General features: G+C 64.6%; 13 protein-coding genes, 1 tRNA gene and 2 pseudogenes. 8 read left to right on the plus strand and 8 right to left on the minus strand.

Going from position 1 to position 16534, the window contains the following annotated elements; genetic code table 11:
- Positions 1 to 500: 500 nt before the first annotated feature.
- Complete coding sequence (locus RAD04_RS12765) at positions 501 to 938, minus strand: response regulator (protein WP_461624084.1); 438 nt, start codon at positions 936 to 938, stop codon at positions 501 to 503.
- A 477-nt stretch (positions 939 to 1415) separates the two neighbouring features.
- On the opposite strand from RAD04_RS12765, the gene RAD04_RS12770 reads away from it, so the two are divergent.
- From RAD04_RS12770 to RAD04_RS12785, 4 genes are all read left to right on the plus strand, one after another.
- Positions 1416 to 2126, plus strand: a complete 711-nt coding sequence (locus tag RAD04_RS12770; protein WP_461624085.1) for a Crp/Fnr family transcriptional regulator — start codon at positions 1416 to 1418, stop codon at positions 2124 to 2126.
- Positions 2127 to 2314: 188 nt separating this feature from the next.
- Positions 2315 to 3013, plus strand: a complete 699-nt coding sequence (locus tag RAD04_RS12775; RefSeq protein WP_201760042.1) for a Crp/Fnr family transcriptional regulator — start codon at positions 2315 to 2317, stop codon at positions 3011 to 3013.
- Between the two features lie 149 nt (positions 3014 to 3162).
- Positions 3163 to 3540, plus strand: a complete 378-nt coding sequence (locus RAD04_RS12780) for an Hpt domain-containing protein (RefSeq protein ID WP_461624086.1) — start codon at positions 3163 to 3165, stop codon at positions 3538 to 3540.
- A 99-nt stretch (positions 3541 to 3639) separates the two neighbouring features.
- Positions 3640 to 3888, plus strand: coding sequence for a hypothetical protein (locus tag RAD04_RS12785; RefSeq protein WP_461624087.1), 249 nt, complete (start codon positions 3640 to 3642; stop codon positions 3886 to 3888).
- A gap of 81 nt (positions 3889 to 3969) precedes the next feature.
- On the opposite strand, the gene RAD04_RS12790 is transcribed toward RAD04_RS12785, so the two are convergent.
- A complete protein-coding gene (locus tag RAD04_RS12790) occupies positions 3970 to 4593 on the minus strand; it encodes a helix-turn-helix domain-containing protein (protein WP_091964890.1) in 624 nt (207 codons plus the stop codon).
- 335 nt (positions 4594 to 4928) lie between these two features.
- Between RAD04_RS12790 and RAD04_RS12795 the strand changes: the two genes are divergently transcribed.
- Together RAD04_RS12795 and RAD04_RS12800 are read left to right on the plus strand one after the other, a co-directional pair.
- On the plus strand, positions 4929 to 6092 hold the full coding sequence (locus RAD04_RS12795; RefSeq protein ID WP_461624088.1) for a hypothetical protein: 1164 nt from the start codon (positions 4929 to 4931) through the stop codon (positions 6090 to 6092).
- Positions 6093 to 6834: 742 nt separating this feature from the next.
- Complete coding sequence (locus tag RAD04_RS12800; RefSeq protein WP_091964894.1) at positions 6835 to 8049, plus strand: EAL domain-containing response regulator; 1215 nt, start codon at positions 6835 to 6837, stop codon at positions 8047 to 8049.
- Positions 8050 to 8059: 10 nt separating this feature from the next.
- On the opposite strand, the gene RAD04_RS12805 is transcribed toward RAD04_RS12800, so the two are convergent.
- Positions 8060 to 8920, minus strand: coding sequence for a DMT family transporter (locus RAD04_RS12805; protein WP_461624089.1), 861 nt, complete (start codon positions 8918 to 8920; stop codon positions 8060 to 8062).
- Between the two features lie 163 nt (positions 8921 to 9083).
- On the opposite strand from RAD04_RS12805, the gene RAD04_RS12810 reads away from it, so the two are divergent.
- Complete coding sequence (locus RAD04_RS12810; protein WP_461624392.1) at positions 9084 to 10457, plus strand: aminotransferase-like domain-containing protein; 1374 nt, start codon at positions 9084 to 9086, stop codon at positions 10455 to 10457.
- Here the strand turns inward: RAD04_RS12810 and RAD04_RS12815 are convergent.
- The 3 genes and pseudogenes from RAD04_RS12815 to RAD04_RS12825 form a co-directional block, all read right to left on the minus strand.
- Positions 10454 to 10961 (minus strand): annotated as a pseudogene (locus tag RAD04_RS12815) (GDYXXLXY domain-containing protein). The gene RAD04_RS12810 and the pseudogene RAD04_RS12815 overlap by 4 nt on opposite strands.
- 89 nt (positions 10962 to 11050) lie before the next feature.
- The gene (locus RAD04_RS12820; protein ID WP_461624407.1) at positions 11051 to 11779 is read right to left on the minus strand and encodes a hypothetical protein; all 729 of its coding nucleotides are present in this window, start codon (positions 11777 to 11779) and stop codon (positions 11051 to 11053) included.
- A gap of 136 nt (positions 11780 to 11915) precedes the next feature.
- Positions 11916 to 12317 (minus strand): annotated as a pseudogene (locus tag RAD04_RS12825) (DUF2157 domain-containing protein); the annotation flags it as partial.
- Positions 12318 to 12811: 494 nt separating this feature from the next.
- Here RAD04_RS12825 and RAD04_RS12830 point away from each other — a divergent pair.
- Entirely contained in the window at positions 12812 to 13813 is a 1002-nt protein-coding gene (locus RAD04_RS12830; RefSeq protein WP_461624090.1) for a Bug family tripartite tricarboxylate transporter substrate binding protein, read from the plus strand.
- Between the two features lie 724 nt (positions 13814 to 14537).
- Here RAD04_RS12830 and RAD04_RS12835 read toward each other — a convergent pair.
- Positions 14538 to 14627: transfer RNA gene (locus tag RAD04_RS12835), tRNA-Ser, on the minus strand.
- Between the two features lie 529 nt (positions 14628 to 15156).
- The gene (locus RAD04_RS12840; protein WP_461624091.1) at positions 15157 to 16287 is read right to left on the minus strand and encodes an ROK family protein; all 1131 of its coding nucleotides are present in this window, start codon (positions 16285 to 16287) and stop codon (positions 15157 to 15159) included.
- Between the last annotated feature and the right edge of the window lie 247 nt (positions 16288 to 16534).

Here is a 16534-nt window from a genome sequence, read left to right on the forward strand (position 1 = left end):
CTTCACCAACTGGTTGTCGACGGTGTCCAGGCTCTCGCTGGTCTCCGTCAAAAACTCCCGCAACAGATCATCCATGAGCTACGCCTTACTGACCTGACTCTGGACTTCGGCGCCTGCGCCACCTTTGGCACGGACGGAAGCCCTACTCTCGATCGTTAGACATCCCTTTTCACAGTCCCGTTAATTTCATCCTCCGTCCTAATACGGATATTGAAGAGAAGTTTGCGGTTCGCCCGCATGCGGCTGCGCTTTTCGGCAAAACCGGCTCCGCGCCGCAACTGCGGGGACGCGTGAGGTAAACGGGCCGATAACAGCGGGCGAAGCGCGCCGGAAAATCCTGCTCTTGAAGGACGATAGCGACGGCCTGCGGGACATCGAACCGCCCCGCCGGCAACCGGAGGCGCAGTCGCGCCCCTCGGTTCGCGTTGGCGGCGCGATCTGCGTGGTCCGCACACGCGGTAAACGAACCGTTACCCGTGGCCATAGCCGCCCGCGTCGCGCTAACCCAATCGCGCGGCCGAGGCGATGTCGCCGTCGGGACGATGCTCCGCCAGGCAATCGTTGATGGCGGCGAGCAGCGCGTGCGGCGTGAACGGCTTGCGCAGACAGCGTGCCGCACCGAGCTCGAGCGCCATCCGGAGGAAATCGGGTGCAGGCGAATTCAGATCTGCAAAGGCGTAGCCGGACATCGCGATCAGCGGAATGACCGGCGCCCGCTCGTGGAAGAGCCGGATCGATTCGAATCCGCGCATGTGCGGCATGAAGATATCGATGATCATCAGATCGAATTGCTGGTGTTCGAGCGCGCGCAGTCCGGCTTCACCTCCTTCGGCGATCGTGACCTGAAAATTGTTGCGCTGGAGATAGACCTCGATGGCCATGCAGACCATCGGGTCGTCGTCGACAACGAGAATATGGCGCAGACCTTCTGTCCCCATTTGAGTTTCCCGTTTTGGCGATTCAATAATTGAACCGTGGGGCACGCCGTTCTCCTTTGCTTTCAGCCGAAAAATGGATGGTCGCGAATGTCATTGGCGGCGCGAGGAAGATGGACGCGAAATCTGCGGCCACGCGACGCCAAGTTTCATGGCAATATTGGATGGCTGTAAATGCCGGTCCAACGGACGACACTGCACGGGTCAACCGGCGTCTGATCGCAGCACGGATGCAATGCTTCCGGCTCATGAAAGCCCCCTTGCAGCTTTTCCTGCGCAACCCCTGCAGGACCGGCGCTCAGGCTCAGGAGCGAATCAGCGCGCCATTCTTATTTCCGCCGCAAATGCCGCAGCCTGTCTGCCCTCTAACGGGTATATGGACAGCGCCACAACCTTTACAATATGTTTTTGTCACCGCGCAACTGGATGACGAGCGGGCTTTACACCGATCGTACATCGAACACGCCGGATTGACCTTCGATGATTGCGAGCGACCGCCCGTCCAACCAATTGCTGCAAATGCTCGACGCGGCAGATCTCGATCTGCTGCGCCCGCATCTCGCGACAGTCGAAATGGTCAGGAAATCTGTCTTGTGCGAGGCGGGTGCTGCGCTGAGATATGTCTACTTCCCGCATGGCGGATCCGTTTCGATCCCGGTGGGCCTGTCCGAAGGACAGATGATCGAGGTGGCGATGCTGGGCCGCGACAGTGTCGTCGGTGGCGGCGCTGCGCTTGCCGGCGGCATCGCGGCGACGGACGCGGTCGTATTGTTCCCAGGGACTGCTTCCGTGCTGGAAATCGCAGCTTTCCGTACGGTCGCTGCCGCAAGCGCGCCGTTTCGCCAGCTGATGGTCCGCCATGAGCAGGCCTTGCTCGCGCATGCGCAGCAGTCGCTGCTCTGCAATACGCTGCACCCGGTCGAGGCGCGGCTCGCGCGCTGGCTGCTGCGCGCCCGCGATCTCTCGGACAGTGAAATCCTGCCGCTGACCCAGGAGGCGCTGGCGCAGATGTTGGGCGTACGGCGCAATGCCGTCTCGTTGGTCGCGCATGCGCTGCAGCGGGCCGGCATCATTCACTACAGCCGTGGCCAGATTGAAATCCTCGATCTACGGGCGCTGGAGACGACGTCCTGCGACTGCTATTCGGCCGTGAAAGCCCACCACCTCCGTCTGGTCGGAACCGTGCCGTGACGACAGCTCGGCGCAATCGACTGTATGCCGGCGTGCACGCAGCTTGGCAGGACCGCTGCCGTGGTCGGACAACTTGTCCCAATTGCCAATATATCCCGACGTGAACATGATGGAACTTACGCGTGCTGGGCGTGATTTCGTCCATCGCGATTCGATGGCGCGGGAACGGGAGGCAGCTTTTGGAAACGATGGTGCGCTCAACCAACGGCTTCCTGTCCGCACTGTCGGCAGACGACTATGAATCGATCCGCCCGCACCTGCGAACAGTCGACCTGCCCCATGAGGCGGTGCTGGTCGAGACCGGCGAGACGCTGACGCGCGCGTATTTTCCCCACCGCGGCGTCATCTCGCTGGTGGTGAAGCTCGCCAAGGGCGAGCATGTGCAAGTCGCCATGATCGGCCGCGACAGCCTGCTCGGGACGCTCTCGACCATGGGCGACGCGTCCGCGCTGAACACCGCCATCGTGCTGGTTCCGGGCGTCGCCTCGGTGATGGATCTCGACCGGCTGCGGATCGCCGCCGACCAGAGCAGCACCCTGCGCACGTTACTGACGCGCCACGGGCTCGCCGTCTACGCCCAGGTCCAGCAGACGGCAGGCTGCAATGCCGCCCATCCCGTGGAGTCGCGACTGTCGCGCTGCCTGTTGCACACGCATGACCTCTCGGGCGACTACCGGCTGCTGCTGACCCAGGAGGCCATGGCGCAGATGATCGGGGCGCGGCGCAACAGCGTGTCGCTGGTCGCCAACACCCTGCAACAGGCCAATTTCATCCATTACAGCCGCGGGCACATCCAGATCACCAACCTCGACGGCCTTCGCCAGACGGCGTGCGAATGCTACGCCACCGTGAAGGCCCAGTACGACCGGCTGCTCGGCGCGCGCTGACCGCCGCACGCGCATGGTAAACTGCCGGCTAATGTCGGCCTGCAAACTCCTTGTGTCCTGCTACCGGAACTGAAATTCGAATGCCGTAGACATGGGGCAGTCCTCGCGCCGCTGCGCGACAAATGACCCGTGATCAAGGCAGCAGGCCCATGTTTGAAGTCACCGTCGCGCCCGCGCAGAAGGCGCTCGATGCCGAGCCCGCGCGCGAGCCGCGTGCTTACGAAGCGCTGGTGCGCGAGATCGGCGAGGACGGTGCCTGCGAAGTGCGCGATGTATTCTGGAGCGAGACCTGCGCGCGCCTGCAATTGTTTCGCACGCTCTCCCTTGCGCAGCATCACGTCAGGATCTCGCGCGAAGCGCATTCGCTGAAGAGCGCGGCCGGGACGTTCGGCTATGTCAGGCTCGCGGCGCTGGCGCTGCGGCTGGAGAAGTCCGCAGAGAGGCTCGGCGATGCCGAATTCCGCGATCTCCTGGACCTGATGGACGCCGCCTATGCCGCCGCGCGCGTGCAGGAGCCGCAGGGGTAACCACTCGCGCGTGCATTCCCGCCGTACTTCTACGGCTTGGGATTTTTAGAGATGGCTAATCATAGGTGGCGATAGTCGCCGGAAACCAGGAGGGTTTCCATGTTCACCTACGAGACTGCGGACCAGAAAGAGGTTCGCCGCTTCCGTATTGCACAGTTCAACGGCCGCATGGCGACGGTGAGGGCTGGCGAGTCCACGGTGACTGGCTTCGTGCGTTCGGTGCTGGAGCATGAATCGAGCATGCCGCCCCGCTGGACCATCACGATCATCCCGAACGGGCCGAAGGAAGAGATCAAGCCGCTGCGTCCGATCTCTCGCGCGCGTCCCTTTGCCGAAGACTATTTCTGAGCGCCGTCGGGTTTTTAAGACGTCCCGGGGGATCTCTCCGGGCCTTGTCCGCATCGCCGCCGGCGCTGCAACACACCAGCCTCAGTCGATCGAGTGCAGCAGCGCCGCGCGGACGAGATCCGCGGTGTTGCGCGCACCGAGCTTGCGCATCGCCTCGGCGCGATGGCTCTCGAACGTGCGCGGACTGATCTGCATCCGAAGCGCACCCTGCTTGTTCGAGTATCCTTCGCTGATCAGGCTCAGCACCTCGCGCTCGCGCTTGGTCAGCCGCTTCTGACCCGACAGGCTGAGGAGTTCGGCGCTCGGCACGCGCTGGGCCTGCTGGGCGCGGACGGCCTTCGATTCCGCGTCCTCGGCGCTGGAGGGGATCGACAAGCCACCTTTGTGAGGACCGGCAAGCTGCTTGACCAGGCCGCATACGCGCTCTGTTTGTGCCAGCGCGTTCTCGACCACCCGCTGCAAATAGGCGCGGTCGCCGGTCACAGGCGCGAGTTGATCGCTGTGATGCTTGATCTCGCCCATGTAGAGCAGCAGGGCAGTCAGGGGGCCGTTGAGCTCTCGGGCGATGGCAGCGGCCATTTCGTCGGCGGCCTTGGCCCGGGCGGCGCTCAGGCGGACGAAATCGAGCTCTTCAGTTGGAGCAGCGCTGCTTTCGTACCATTCCGACGGCCGCGAATCGGTGGCCGTATCATTCTGTGACCCCATGTCACTCGTTTAGCGGAACCGGGGGCGGTCTGTGGTTAACTTTTTGCTCCGTAAGACTACGGTGATTTTGTCGGTTTTGCGTTAAAGTGGTGTCGTCGGCACAATTTGTGCTTGCGTTTGGCGCCGCCGGCCCACGCCAGGGTTGAGTTTTTCGCCAAAACTTGGGCAGACAGGCGAAATCGTCCTTAACCGCTGCCTTCGCTCCGACGCCTCCCCCCGGTTTTTACGGATTAATTAACGGCGACTTGCTTCTCTGAGGGGAAGTTGAGAGCGCGCAAATGCCTCCACGCATTGGGCCCGCACCCCGCGGGAAACGCTGCGAAAGATTGCGTGCCATGAACGAGATCGATCGGCTGTCGGAATTCCTGCAGAGGCTGACGCCGCTGTCGCGCAGCTGTCTGCTCAGCGAACTCGAACGGCTCGAGCTGTGCGGCATCGACATGCCCGGCTCGTCCGACATCCAGTCGCGCTTGCGCGCCGAGTTTCGCAAGGACGGATCGACCCAGGCGCGCGCCACCAGCCCGTCGCGCTATTTCTTCGCGCCGCTCGAACTGCTCCTGATCGACGGCGCGCCCGAGCACCCCAATATGGGGCGGATCTCGCGCAACACCCTCACCCCGATCTGGGAGTGGATCTGCCGCGACCTGCTGCCGACCATGGCACGCGACTACATCAAGGCGATCAACGACCAGGTCGCCGCCAACAACCCGAAGGAAGTCCTGAAGGTCGCCTCGACCTTCCAGACCAAGGTCGTCAAGGTGCTCGAGAGCACCTTCGCATCAGTGGAGAGCACTGAATTCGCGCGCGGCAAGCTCGCGCAATACACGGCCTCACGCACCGCCTTCGACGACGTCAGGAAGATGCAGCACGTGCTGCGTGCGGGTGATGCGCTGCCGAAGTTCAACGAAAAGCTGCCTGAGAAGATCGCGAAATTCGACGACGGCCGGGTTGCCCAGATCACCGCGCAGCTCGACGCCTTCAAGAAGGCTCATCCCGATGCGCTGCCCTTCGCGCTGGCGCTGGTGGCGAGGCGCCTGACGATGCCTTGGCAATTGGCGCGTCTCGCCACCAAGGCCGCTGCGAGCAAGAGCGTCACCGATGTCGCCGCGACGCCCTATGCCTGCGTCATTCCCATGGTACTCGACCGGCTCGACGACAAGCGCCTCGCGCTTCGTATCGCGCTCCGGCACAACCGGGTGCTGGTCGCCCGCGACCTGCTCGCCGAGATCTACGACACCGAATATGCACTCAAGGTGCGCATCGACGGCATCGAGGGTTGCGAATGGGGAATCCGGCTCCAGCAATTGATGGATGCGATCGCGGCGCTGGTGTCCGCCGAGGTGAGCCGCTTCCCGTCCAATGTCGGCCACATCCTCGGCTCGCGCCGGCTGCGCAGCCACGACACGCTCGGCGGCAAGCTGACCTATCTGGCCTGGAAGGGCCGCGACGTGGTGCAGGACGGCGCGGCGGCGTTTCGCAAATTGATCGGGCAGGCCTGATATCGCGCGAGGCGCTGCACACTTTTCCGGTTCATGCTCTAATGCGCACGCGGCAGGCACAGGAAGCGATCGAGAAATCGCCCTGACATCACGACCCTGAACCACCAATATATCATTCGCCGCATCGTCATTGTCGTAATCCTCGACAGCCCACCACCGGCTGTGCCGAGCAATAGCGCAGGTGCAGCAATGCGCGTGTGATGCACTTCACATTTGCAGGCGCGGGCCCGGACGCGGTGTCGCAGAACCGTCACGAGCGAAGGCGATACTTGCGCGCATCGCGCGAAGGCGAATCCTTCGAACGTCGCCGTCGCTCGCTCCCGATCCACCGCAAAACCATCGGGAGAGCGACCGCCGCAACGCAGCCCGCCCACCGCGGACGATGCGGTCCTGTTCACCGTCTTCGTCGCGTACGAGCGGGCGCTCACCCCGAAGCAACGCCGGAAATTAATCTGCGCTGGTCGCGTCGTTGCTTCGAAAGGACACACATCTTCATCGCTCACCTTCATCCACCGGCGAGCAGAACGCAGCTTTCATCGCGCGAGAGACATTTCGCTTGCGCTGGCAGGGGTTGCGCGCGTGGTGCTCGGGTATGCGAATTCTTTGCGAAGATTCTGTCGACAAATTAGCTCGAATTGCAGGGTTTAACGTTACTCAAATAATTCAACAACGATGTGAAGCTCTCCTTATTTGAACCCACGCTCGGCGTTTAAGAAACCGTCACGGAACGGGAGTGGTGTTGATGAACGATGGGATGGTTGAACTCGTCGGACGAAGGCCTGTGACCTTCGGACGACGAAAGGTAACGCCGCGCGCCTGCGTGGCCGATAGCAAGCGGCATCTGCGCGCCTTCCTCAGCGAGGTGCTGGAGGATCTCGGCTTCGTCACCAGCGAATGCGCCAGTTCGGACGAGCTGCAAACCGTGCTCGCCACCGAATTGCCGGACCTGATCCTGCTCGGCGTCGCCGCCGACGGCATCGAGCCGGGGAGATTCCTCGAAATACTGGTGCGCGAGGCATTTGCCGGCAAGGTTCTCGCCGTCGGCGCCCGCGAGTCGATCATCGTCAAGGCCGTGCGGCAGGTCGGCGAGGAATATGGCCTTGCCATGCTGCCGCCGCTGACCACGCCCTTTGCGGCGGAAACGCTGCGCGAGCGCATCGCCATGCTGCTGCCGGAAGAGCCCGCGCCCAGTCCCGCCGTGCATGTCGGCGAAGCCCTGCATGCCGGCTGGCTCGAGCTCTGGTACCAGCCCAAGATCGACGCGCGCACGTTGATCCGCTGCGGTGCCGAGGCGCTGGTGCGGATGCGGCATCCGACCTGGGGCGTGGTGCCGCCGGCTTACTTCATTCCCGAAGAGCGCGATCCGCATCTGCGTGACCTCTCCGAATTCGTGATCGAGCGCGCGATACGGGACTGGCATTATCTGCTGGAGCAGCAGACCCCGGTCGATCTCTCGATCAACCTGCCCGCGTCTTATCTGAAGGAGCCGCAGGCGGTGCGCGATCTCTGCCGTCGCGTGCCGACGCATCCGGCCTTCGGCGGGCTGACGGTCGAGATCGACAGCGAGGAGGCGATCCGCGATCTCGATCACCTGACCGAGGTCGCGCGCGAGGTCGGGCTACACAATATCGGCCTGTCGATCGACAATCTCGGCGCCAACTGGCCGGCGCTGATGGAGCGGGACAAAGTTCCCTTCGTCAAGCTGAAGGCCGACCGGCAATTCGTCACCGGCAGCGGCAGTGACCGGTTGAAGCGCACGGTGTGCCGTCACATCGTCGAGCTCGCGCAGGGCTTTGGCGCGCGCAGCGTGGCCCAGGGGGTCGAAAGCCGCGCCGACCTCGTCGCCGCCAACGAGCTCGGCTTCGATCTCGTGCAGGGCTTCCTGTTCGGCAAGCCGATGCCGCTGAAGAAGTTTGCAAAGGGTGCGCTGACGAAGACGGTGATGGGGCAGGCGTGAGGCACAAGCCTCACGCAAACCGCCGCGCGAAGAAGACGCAGGCGACAACGAGCGCGGTCGCGACGATCATGCTCCAGGCGACGGGCTCGTGCAGCAGCAGGCCGGCGAGCGCGAGACCGAAGAACGGCTGGAGCTGCTGCAACTGGCCGACACGCGCGATGCCGCCGATCGCAAGGCCGCGGTACCAGAAGATGAAGCCGACGAACATGCTGAAAATCGAGACGTAAGCGAGCCCGATCCAGGCGGGCACGCTGACGCCGTTCCAGCTCGCCGGCCAGGTCAGTATCGCGACCGGCACCATCAGCGGCAGCGCCAGCAGGAGCGCCCAGGAGATCACCTGCCAGCCGCCGAGCCGACGCGACAATGCGGCGCCTTCGGCATAGCCGAGGCCGCACAGCACGATCGCGGCCACCATCAGGAGATCGCCGGTGAGCGAGGCCGAGCCGCCGTTCGACAAGGCAAAGCCGGCTACCGTGACGCTGCCGAGGATCGCGAACAGCCAGAACAAGGGCTGCGGCCGCTCGCCGCCGCGCAGCACGGCGAAGACCGCGGTGGAGAGCGGCAACAAGCCGATGAAGACGATCGAACGGGCCGAGGTGATGTGCTGGAGCGCGAGCGCCGTCAGCAGCGGGAAGCCGACCACGACGCCGATGGCGACGATGGTGAGGGAGGCGAAGTCCCCCCGCTGCGGCCGGGCCTGCCGCAGCACGGCGAGCACGGCCACACCGATCAGCGCCGCGATGACCGCACGGGCCGATGTCAGGAACAACGCGGAGAAGCCGCCGACCGCGACGCGCGTCGCCGGCAGCGAGCCGCTGAAGATGATGACGCCGAGCAGGCCGTTGCCCCAGCCGCTCCCCGCAGATTGCATGTCCGTTCCGCCTTTCGAGTATCGCGATACTCGGCTGTCGGCGGTGGCACGGCCAGTCACAGTCCAGTACAATCCGGCAAATCTGTATGGGTATGGAAGGTGATACACCTTGGACATCGGAGCGCCATCGAAGGGACGCGGCGGCACGCGTACCATTGACGTGATGAGCGCGATCCGCGCCAAGATCGCCGGCCGCGCGCTCAGTGCCGGCGACCGCCTGCCATCGGTCCGCAGCCTGGCCGCCACGATGGGCGTGTCGCCGTCGACCGTCGTCGAAGCCTATGATCGCCTGGCGGCCGAAGGCCTGATCCGCGCCCGTCGCGGCTCCGGCTTCTATGTCTCGCCGACGATCATGCCGCCGCTTGCGCTGACTGAGGCCGAGCCGCGGCGCGACCGGGAGGTCGATCCGTTCTGGGTCTCCAGGCAATCGCTCGATGCCGTCGCCGCGGTGCCGAAGCCCGGCTGCGGCTGGCTGCCGGCGGAGTGGATGCCGGAAGCGGCCTTGCGCCGCGCCGTCCGTGCCCTTGCGCGGACCGATGCGGATCTCTTGACGGACTATGGCAGCACGCGCGGCGGCCTTTCGCTGCGCCGGCTGCTGCTCGCGCGCCTTGCCGAGGACTCGATTCCCGCGTCGGTCGATCAGCTCATGCTGACGGGCTCGGGCACGCAAGGCGCCGACCTCGTCTGCCGCTTCCTGCTGCGTCCCGGCGACACCGTGCTGGTCGACGATCCCTGCTACTTCAATTTCCGCGCGCTGCTGCGGGCGCATCAGGCCAGGATCGTCGGCGTGCCCTACACACCGTCGGGCCCTGATGTCACCCGCTTCGAGCAGATCCTCGGCAGCGAGCGTCCCAGGCTCTACATCACCAATTCAGCGCTGCACAATCCGACCGGCGCGACGATGTCGCTAGCGACCGCGCACCGGCTGCTGACCGCGGCCGCCGCGCACGACCTCACCATCATCGAGGACGACATTTTCGGCGATTTCGAGCCGGAGCGCTCGCCGCGCCTTGCCGCACTCGACGGGCTCACCCGCGTGATCCGCATCGGCAGCTTCTCCAAGACGCTGTCGGCCTCAGTGCGTTGCGGCTATATCGCCGCGCGGGCCGACTGGATCGAGCATCTCGTCGACCTCCAGGTCGCAACCAGCTTTGGCGGCCCGAGCCCGGCCGCGACCGAGATCATCACAAAGGTGTTGGCCGGCGGTAGCTATCGCAAGCACATGGACGAGCTCCGGCAAAAGCTCACGCGCACGCGCCGCGACGTGGCGCGAAAACTTCAGGCGCTGGGGCTGGAGCCCTGCCTGATGCCGCGCGGCGGATTCTTCCTCTGGTGCCAGCTCACCGGCGGACAGGACGCCGCGCAGGTCGCGCGCGCGGCGCTGGAGGAGGATGTCGTGCTGGCGCCAGGCAACGTGTTCAGCGTATCGCAGACAGCCTCGCACTTCATGCGCTTCAACGTGGCGCAGATGAGCGATCCGAAGGTCTGGGACGTACTGCGGCGGGCGTTGAAGGCGGCGCCGGAGCCACCGCACTAATACAGCGGCTCCTCATACACCGGCTCGCCGTCGAGCAGCAGCCGCTTGATGGCGGCGCGGCCTGAGGGGAGCACGGCGGCGACGACCCGGATTTTTTGCTGGTTGCGGGCCTGCTCGAGCTTCTTGCCCTCGCCTTCGGGGACGAAGTAGCTCTCGAGACCGTATTTGATCGGCAAATTGTCGCAGAAGGTGTGCCGGCCCGAGCCGCAGGCGCCACCGTAATTGGCGACGCGGCCGCGGATCAGCACTTCGGGCGCCTTGACCGGCACCGGCTCGGCGTGCACCGAGACCGCCGCGTAAAGACCGTTGGCATTGGGCGCGAGCTTGACGAACACGACAGGATGGCGCGCGTCGGCCGGCTTGCCGGCGAGCGCGCCGGCCGGCAGTTGCGAAATGTCGTAGCGGAGCATAGTCGCCGCGCAGGAGATCGCGGGGATCGACCGGCTGCGTCTGCAAGGTCACCTCAACGCCTTCGCGCAGGATCTGCATGCGGTCGGCGACCATCAGGACCAGCAGCAAGCATTGCAGCAGCACAGCGACGCCGAACAGCACGGCTTTCGGGATGCGCTGCCAGAGTCCAGTGATGGTACCGATCATCGCTCAGCCCTCGGCAGCATGCGATTGAGCGCGGTGGCAAAGACCACGGCGATGATTCCGGCCCCCGCAAGGAAGGCCGAGCGGCGCAGCAACGAGCCGTGCACCGCCCAGGTGATGCCGGCGATGACGCCGGCAATTCCGAGCCAGCCGGCGGCGATCCGCGGTCGCACGTCATCGAGCACACCGGAGACGACGAGGCACAGCATGGCGCAAAGCAGCGCGGCGTAAGCGAACCAGGGCTCGCCGGCCGTGGAGACCGGCCAAATCGGCGCGGCGAGCAGCACGAGCCCGATCGCGCATGATGCGAGGATTTCACCCGCGCGCTTCGTGAGCATGGCGGAGACGAAGGCGAGGATCACCCCCGCGGCCCCGCACAGGATCGCCCAAACCGGCTGGGCGGATACAGTGCTGGTCCGGAAGCGGATGATGTCGTCGACCGTCGCCACCTCCAGGACGGCGACGCCGGCCAGCGAAAACGCCCCGTAGATCGACAGCACGGTCCCGAGACGGAGCGCCCTCGGCGAGGGCATAGCTGCGAGCGCAAGCCCGGCGCCGAACAGCAGGGCGGCACCGTTGGCCAGCACGAAGGACGGCTGGGCGCCGTCGAACTCGAAGCGGAGCGACGTCGCGATCCACCACGGCAACACCGCGAGCGCGACGAGATGAGCGGCGGCGCGCGAATTCCAGGCGAAGGCAAGACCTGCTGCAATCAGCCAGACCGCCACGAACGGAAGATGCAGGACGTCGGGCGTAAGTCCGCATGCAGGTCCAGATGCCGGCGGCGACGAGACCGACCGCGAGCGCACCGCGCGAGCCGGTCAGCAGCGCCGCGGCGAAGGCGCCGATCGACCACAGCAGCATGCCGCCGGCAAAGTCGTCGCCGAGATGATACATCTGGCCGACCAGCGCGATGCCTGCACCGAAGATGATCGCGCCGACGCTGGCGCAGAGATCGGCGAGAACGTTGCGGCCCGTCGCAGCGAACCAGGCCCCGAGGCCAGAGGTAGCGACCATGCCGGCGAGCAGGATCGCGAACCGCAACAGCCGCGCGATCTCGGTCCAGTGCGCCGCCACGAAGGCGAGGAACGCGGCCGCGATCAGCAGACCGCCGACGATGCCGACGACCACGGCGATGTTGATGCCCGGGGCTAGCTGCGGCAGCGCATTGCGGATCGAGGCCGCCGCCGCCGGCGCAATCACGCCATCGGCTTCCCATTGCGCAAGATCAGCGTCGAGGCGGTCGCGGTAGGACTTTTCGAACATTGTGGTGAGGTTACCTTGGGCCCGCCGGAGAGCGGGGCATTGCTAGGTCGGATCGTGGGGATGGTGGGTTCAAACTGGCACCGTTCTGCGCGGGGTCTTCGCCCCCCGACAACAAAAAAGTCGAGAACAACCCCATGCACAGTAGCCGGCAGCAGCAACATCAATGACTTGCGCGAGCCGAAATAGGTGACGCGTCCGGCAATTTTTCAAGAGCAAGCGAGCCAAGGGATCGCAGCTTATGGCCCGACGGCGATCCATCGATCTTTTCATATTCTGCAAAAGTGATGCTCAGACTGCGCCAATGGTTGGACGAGACTCGAGACTGTAGGCTTCGGTCAAGATGGCCATCAACGGCCACACTGTAACGTGGGAGGACTGCATCCATGGCGTTTGCACCTGCGCGACTCCTGGAGGGAGCGGATCATGCCGGCGGTTCGCAAGACACCGCCGCGGGATCTGGCGCGGGCAGCCTGAGCAGGCGCCCCGAAGGGACGATGACGAGAGCGCTCGCAAGATCGCTCCTGTGTCTCGTCGTCGCGACGACACTGGCGCTGCAGGCGAGCGCCGCCGGGGCGCAGACGGCGGCCGACTCGTGGCCAAGCCGCGCGATCACCTGGGTGGTGCCGTTCGGGGCTGGCGGCGTCACCGACCTCGTCTCGCGCAAGATCGCAGAGCTGCTGCGGACGCGGCTTGGGCAGCCCGTGGTGGTGGAGAACCGGCCCGGCGCCGGCGGCACCATCGGGACGGAGTTCGTGGCGCGGGCCCAGCCCGACGGCTACACCGTGCTCTACGCCTCCGGCGGGCCGATGACGATCCAGCCGAACCTCGGACTGACGAAGCTCAACTACGACCCGCTTCTGAGCTACGTCCACATTCGCGGCGTGAGCTCGTCGAACCAGATCCTCGTCGCGACCGCGGCGGCGCCCTACAACACGCTGGCCGAATTCGTCGCCTACGCGAAGGCCAATCCGGGCAAAGTCAATTTCGGCTCCCCCGGCCCCGGCACCGCCCAGCATCTCGCCGGCGAGATGTTCCAGGCGGCCGCCGGCATCAAGCTGACCCATGTGCCCTACAAGTCGGGCGCGAACCAGATGACCGACATGATGTCGGGCGTCCTCGACGTCTCCTTCGACTATCTCACCGTGCTGAGGCCGCTGATCGACACCGGCAAGGTCAAGGTGCTCGGCACCACCGGCGCGGCGCGGATGGCCGCGCTGCCCGATGCGCCGACGGTGCTCGAGGCCGGCTACCCCGACGCCGTCAATGCCGGCGCGACCTGGGTCTCGGTCCCGGCCGGGACCGACCCGAAAATCGTAAGCAAGCTCTCCGAGGCGCTGGCCTCCGTGCTCGCCGACCCCGGCATCGCCGCCGACCTCACCACCAACGGCCAGGTCTCGATCGCGGACAAAGGGCAGGCCGAGATGGTGCCGTTCATCGTCGATGAGACCGCACGCTACAAGCGGGTGATTGAGAGCGCGGGGATCGGTGCGCAGTAGCGGGGGGATCGCCGGGGGTGGCGCGCACGCGAAGGAGCGGCCGTAACGTAACGTGCTCGACACTACTCATGCTCGGGCTGGAGATCCGAAAGACTCCCAAGGCGCGTGCGCGCGAGATCGCGCTGGAGCTGATCCGGACTTAAGGCCCCTTCGCTTTGGGCACGCTAAGCCCGCGGCGCTCTCTGGCGCCATGCACCAGCGCGTCACCATCATGCGCACGCTCGCCTTATCTCGAAGCGATCCTGCTCGACGATTGGCCAGGCTCTGGCCAACCCTCTCGAAGGCGAGCGAGTTGCGCAGTCAACGTTGGTGTGGATTTTTGTTTGCCCCGACGTTCGCCGTCGCATAGTGCCAGTCTATCCGGCAGGACCTCATTGACGAGTTTGCCAAGAACCACGGTCTCAAGGTTGTCTGGCGAGTGTGGGTGGAAAAAGATGGGGGCTTAGGAACGAATCACGGCACCAGTAGACACCGGCAGTTTGCGCGCAAGGACTTCATCGGTTTCTTCTTCGAAGATGGCGGGAAGTGGCAAGGCAAATTGATCCCGTTTCGTAGTTAGCTGATCTGCTTTTGAACCACGACGACCGCAGCTGCGGTCGTCCGAAACTACTAGCTTGATAGGGTATTGAAGCCCCACCTTTGCACCGACTTCTCCGCGGAGAACTATCCGATCGGATAAAGCAAGGAAATGGCCTGCAAATTCGTCCGGCCGCTGGCAGCGTTATGGCGGAGAGGGAGGGATTCGAACCCCCGATAGGCTTGCACCTATGCCGCATTTCGAGTGCGGTGCATTCAACCACTCTGCCACCTCTCCTGAAGGCGCCATGGTAGGAGCAGCGGCCCCTGTGGTTGGGGGCGTTAATAGGCGAGGATGGCGGGCCAGACAAGGCGCGCGGGGCGAAAATCAGACCGGTTTTCAGAACTGGCGAGACCCTGTGACGGCGAAGATGCCGCTCGCGGCGGATTTCAGGGGCGGTTTGAAGGATTTGCGAGAGATGCCGCTCCCCCGAAGCTGGCGTGCGCAAGGACTGAAGGGGGCTGGAGCGGTCCGAATCACCGATCGAAAAACGGGGTGGGACCGCCAGACGCGGTAAACACTGGCGGTCCCTTGCCGCTCATTGCAATACTGGCTGGGAAGGGCGGCTTCGCCGGCCAGGTGAGGCGACAATTCGACCCTAGCGTGCGGCCTCGGCGCCGCAACGCAATCCGGTCCTTAACCTAACCAGTCAAGGTTACTCTGGAGCCCGCTTCCATTCCGATGACATCGGAACGGGGCTCCAGATTCCCTGTTTTGCGCGTTTTCTCGACGCGAACCGGTGTCCACTTCGCTTGAAAACGCGCAGCTAGTTGCTTTTGGCGCTGTCCTTGTTGTTTTCCTTGGCCTTTTTCTTGCCGTTCTCCGCACTGTCCCGGTCCTTGCGGCGGTTGGTGAAGCGCGCATTGCCAAGGCCCGTGCCGATGGTGAGCACGCCCCAGCGCTCGACGTCCTGCATGAACGGCACCTCGGAGAGGCCCTGAACCACGCCGTCATTGTGCATCAGGATCGCGGTGTCGTGCTCGCCGATCTCGGGGATGCCCTCGATCAGGCTCGCCGGCAGGTTGAACTTGCTGCTCTCCCAATTGCCCGGCAGGTTCTGCGCACCCTTCTCGATTGAGCCGTCGGCATTGATCACGCCGGGACAGGCGATGCCGATGAACGGCGCGAGCTTGAAGCCTTCGTTCTCGGCTTCCGTGATCAGCCCCTTCAGCATCTTGGTGAGCCGCTTGACCGCGCCTTCGCGCGTCGGCTCGTCGTCGGCATGGCGCCACAGCTCGGATTTCACGACCTTGGCCTTCGACAGATCCTTGGCCTTCTTCCAGTTGGTCTCGACCAGGCCGCAGCGGATGTTGGTGCCGCCGATGTCGACCGCCAAAATGCTGTCATAGGCCTCGAAGATCCAGGATGGCGCCAGATGCAGCGCGCCGATCAGGCCGGCTTCATCCGGGTGATGGCGGATCGGCATCATGTCGATCTTGAAGTCCTCGGATTTGAGGATGATTTCAGTGCGCGCGATCGCGAGCTCGCCCAGCCGGGAATCGCGGAAGCCGCCGCCGACCACGATGCGCTCGGTCTTGGCCCAGGCCTTGGTCTTGAGGAAACGCCTTGTGACATAGGCGAGCTCCTGGGCGAAATCCTCGATCGCGCTGTGCACCACCGCGGAGGCCTCGGTGTCGTCGCCGACCAGGATGGCATCCAGCGTCTTCTTGCTGATCTCCTCCGAGGGCTCCTTGCCGAACGGGTCCTCCCCGGTCTTGCGCAGCGGCTTGCGCCAGCGGTCGAGGATGTCGCGGAACGCGCCCTTGCTGGCGCGATCGCCGAGAAAGCCGTCCTCGTCCTTCATCTCGATGTTGAAACTGTCGATCTCCACCGACGGCAGCCGCTCCGCGCCGTGATGGGCGATGCCCGTCGCCTTGACCAGTTCGTCCGTTGCCATGGTAAGCCCTTGCCCGCATGTCGATTTGCGAGACAACGGCAAGGGAACCCGTTGGTTGCAATGCTATCCCGCAGATTCGACGAGGCGCCGGAAGGGGTCCAAATCCTTCAAATCCGGGCGTTTTCCGCGGTTTTCCTTGACTCTTCCCTGCCGGCGGCTATAAGTCCCACAACCGGCGCGGGGCGTTTCTCGCGCCGCTTGTTTTTGCGTGGGTTTTCAAAGGGATAACTCCCGCCCGCACAAAACT

Source organism: Bradyrhizobium sp. 25ACV, assembly GCF_054863005.1.

Coding starts and splice junctions, on each gene's coding strand:
- RAD04_RS12765 (WP_461624084.1), bottom strand. CDS start 938: ATGGGGACAGAAGGTCTGCGCCATATTCTCGTTGTCGACGACGACCCG.
- RAD04_RS12770 (WP_461624085.1), top strand. CDS start 1,416: ATGATTGCGAGCGACCGCCCGTCCAACCAATTGCTGCAAATGCTCGAC.
- RAD04_RS12775 (WP_201760042.1), top strand. CDS start 2,315: ATGGTGCGCTCAACCAACGGCTTCCTGTCCGCACTGTCGGCAGACGAC.
- RAD04_RS12780 (WP_461624086.1), top strand. CDS start 3,163: ATGTTTGAAGTCACCGTCGCGCCCGCGCAGAAGGCGCTCGATGCCGAG.
- RAD04_RS12785 (WP_461624087.1), top strand. CDS start 3,640: ATGTTCACCTACGAGACTGCGGACCAGAAAGAGGTTCGCCGCTTCCGT.
- RAD04_RS12790 (WP_091964890.1), bottom strand. CDS start 4,593: ATGGGGTCACAGAATGATACGGCCACCGATTCGCGGCCGTCGGAATGG.
- RAD04_RS12795 (WP_461624088.1), top strand. CDS start 4,929: ATGAACGAGATCGATCGGCTGTCGGAATTCCTGCAGAGGCTGACGCCG.
- RAD04_RS12800 (WP_091964894.1), top strand. CDS start 6,835: ATGAACGATGGGATGGTTGAACTCGTCGGACGAAGGCCTGTGACCTTC.
- RAD04_RS12805 (WP_461624089.1), bottom strand. CDS start 8,920: ATGCAATCTGCGGGGAGCGGCTGGGGCAACGGCCTGCTCGGCGTCATC.
- RAD04_RS12810 (WP_461624392.1), top strand. CDS start 9,084: ATGAGCGCGATCCGCGCCAAGATCGCCGGCCGCGCGCTCAGTGCCGGC.
- RAD04_RS12830 (WP_461624090.1), top strand. CDS start 12,812: ATGACGAGAGCGCTCGCAAGATCGCTCCTGTGTCTCGTCGTCGCGACG.
- RAD04_RS12840 (WP_461624091.1), bottom strand. CDS start 16,287: ATGGCAACGGACGAACTGGTCAAGGCGACGGGCATCGCCCATCACGGC.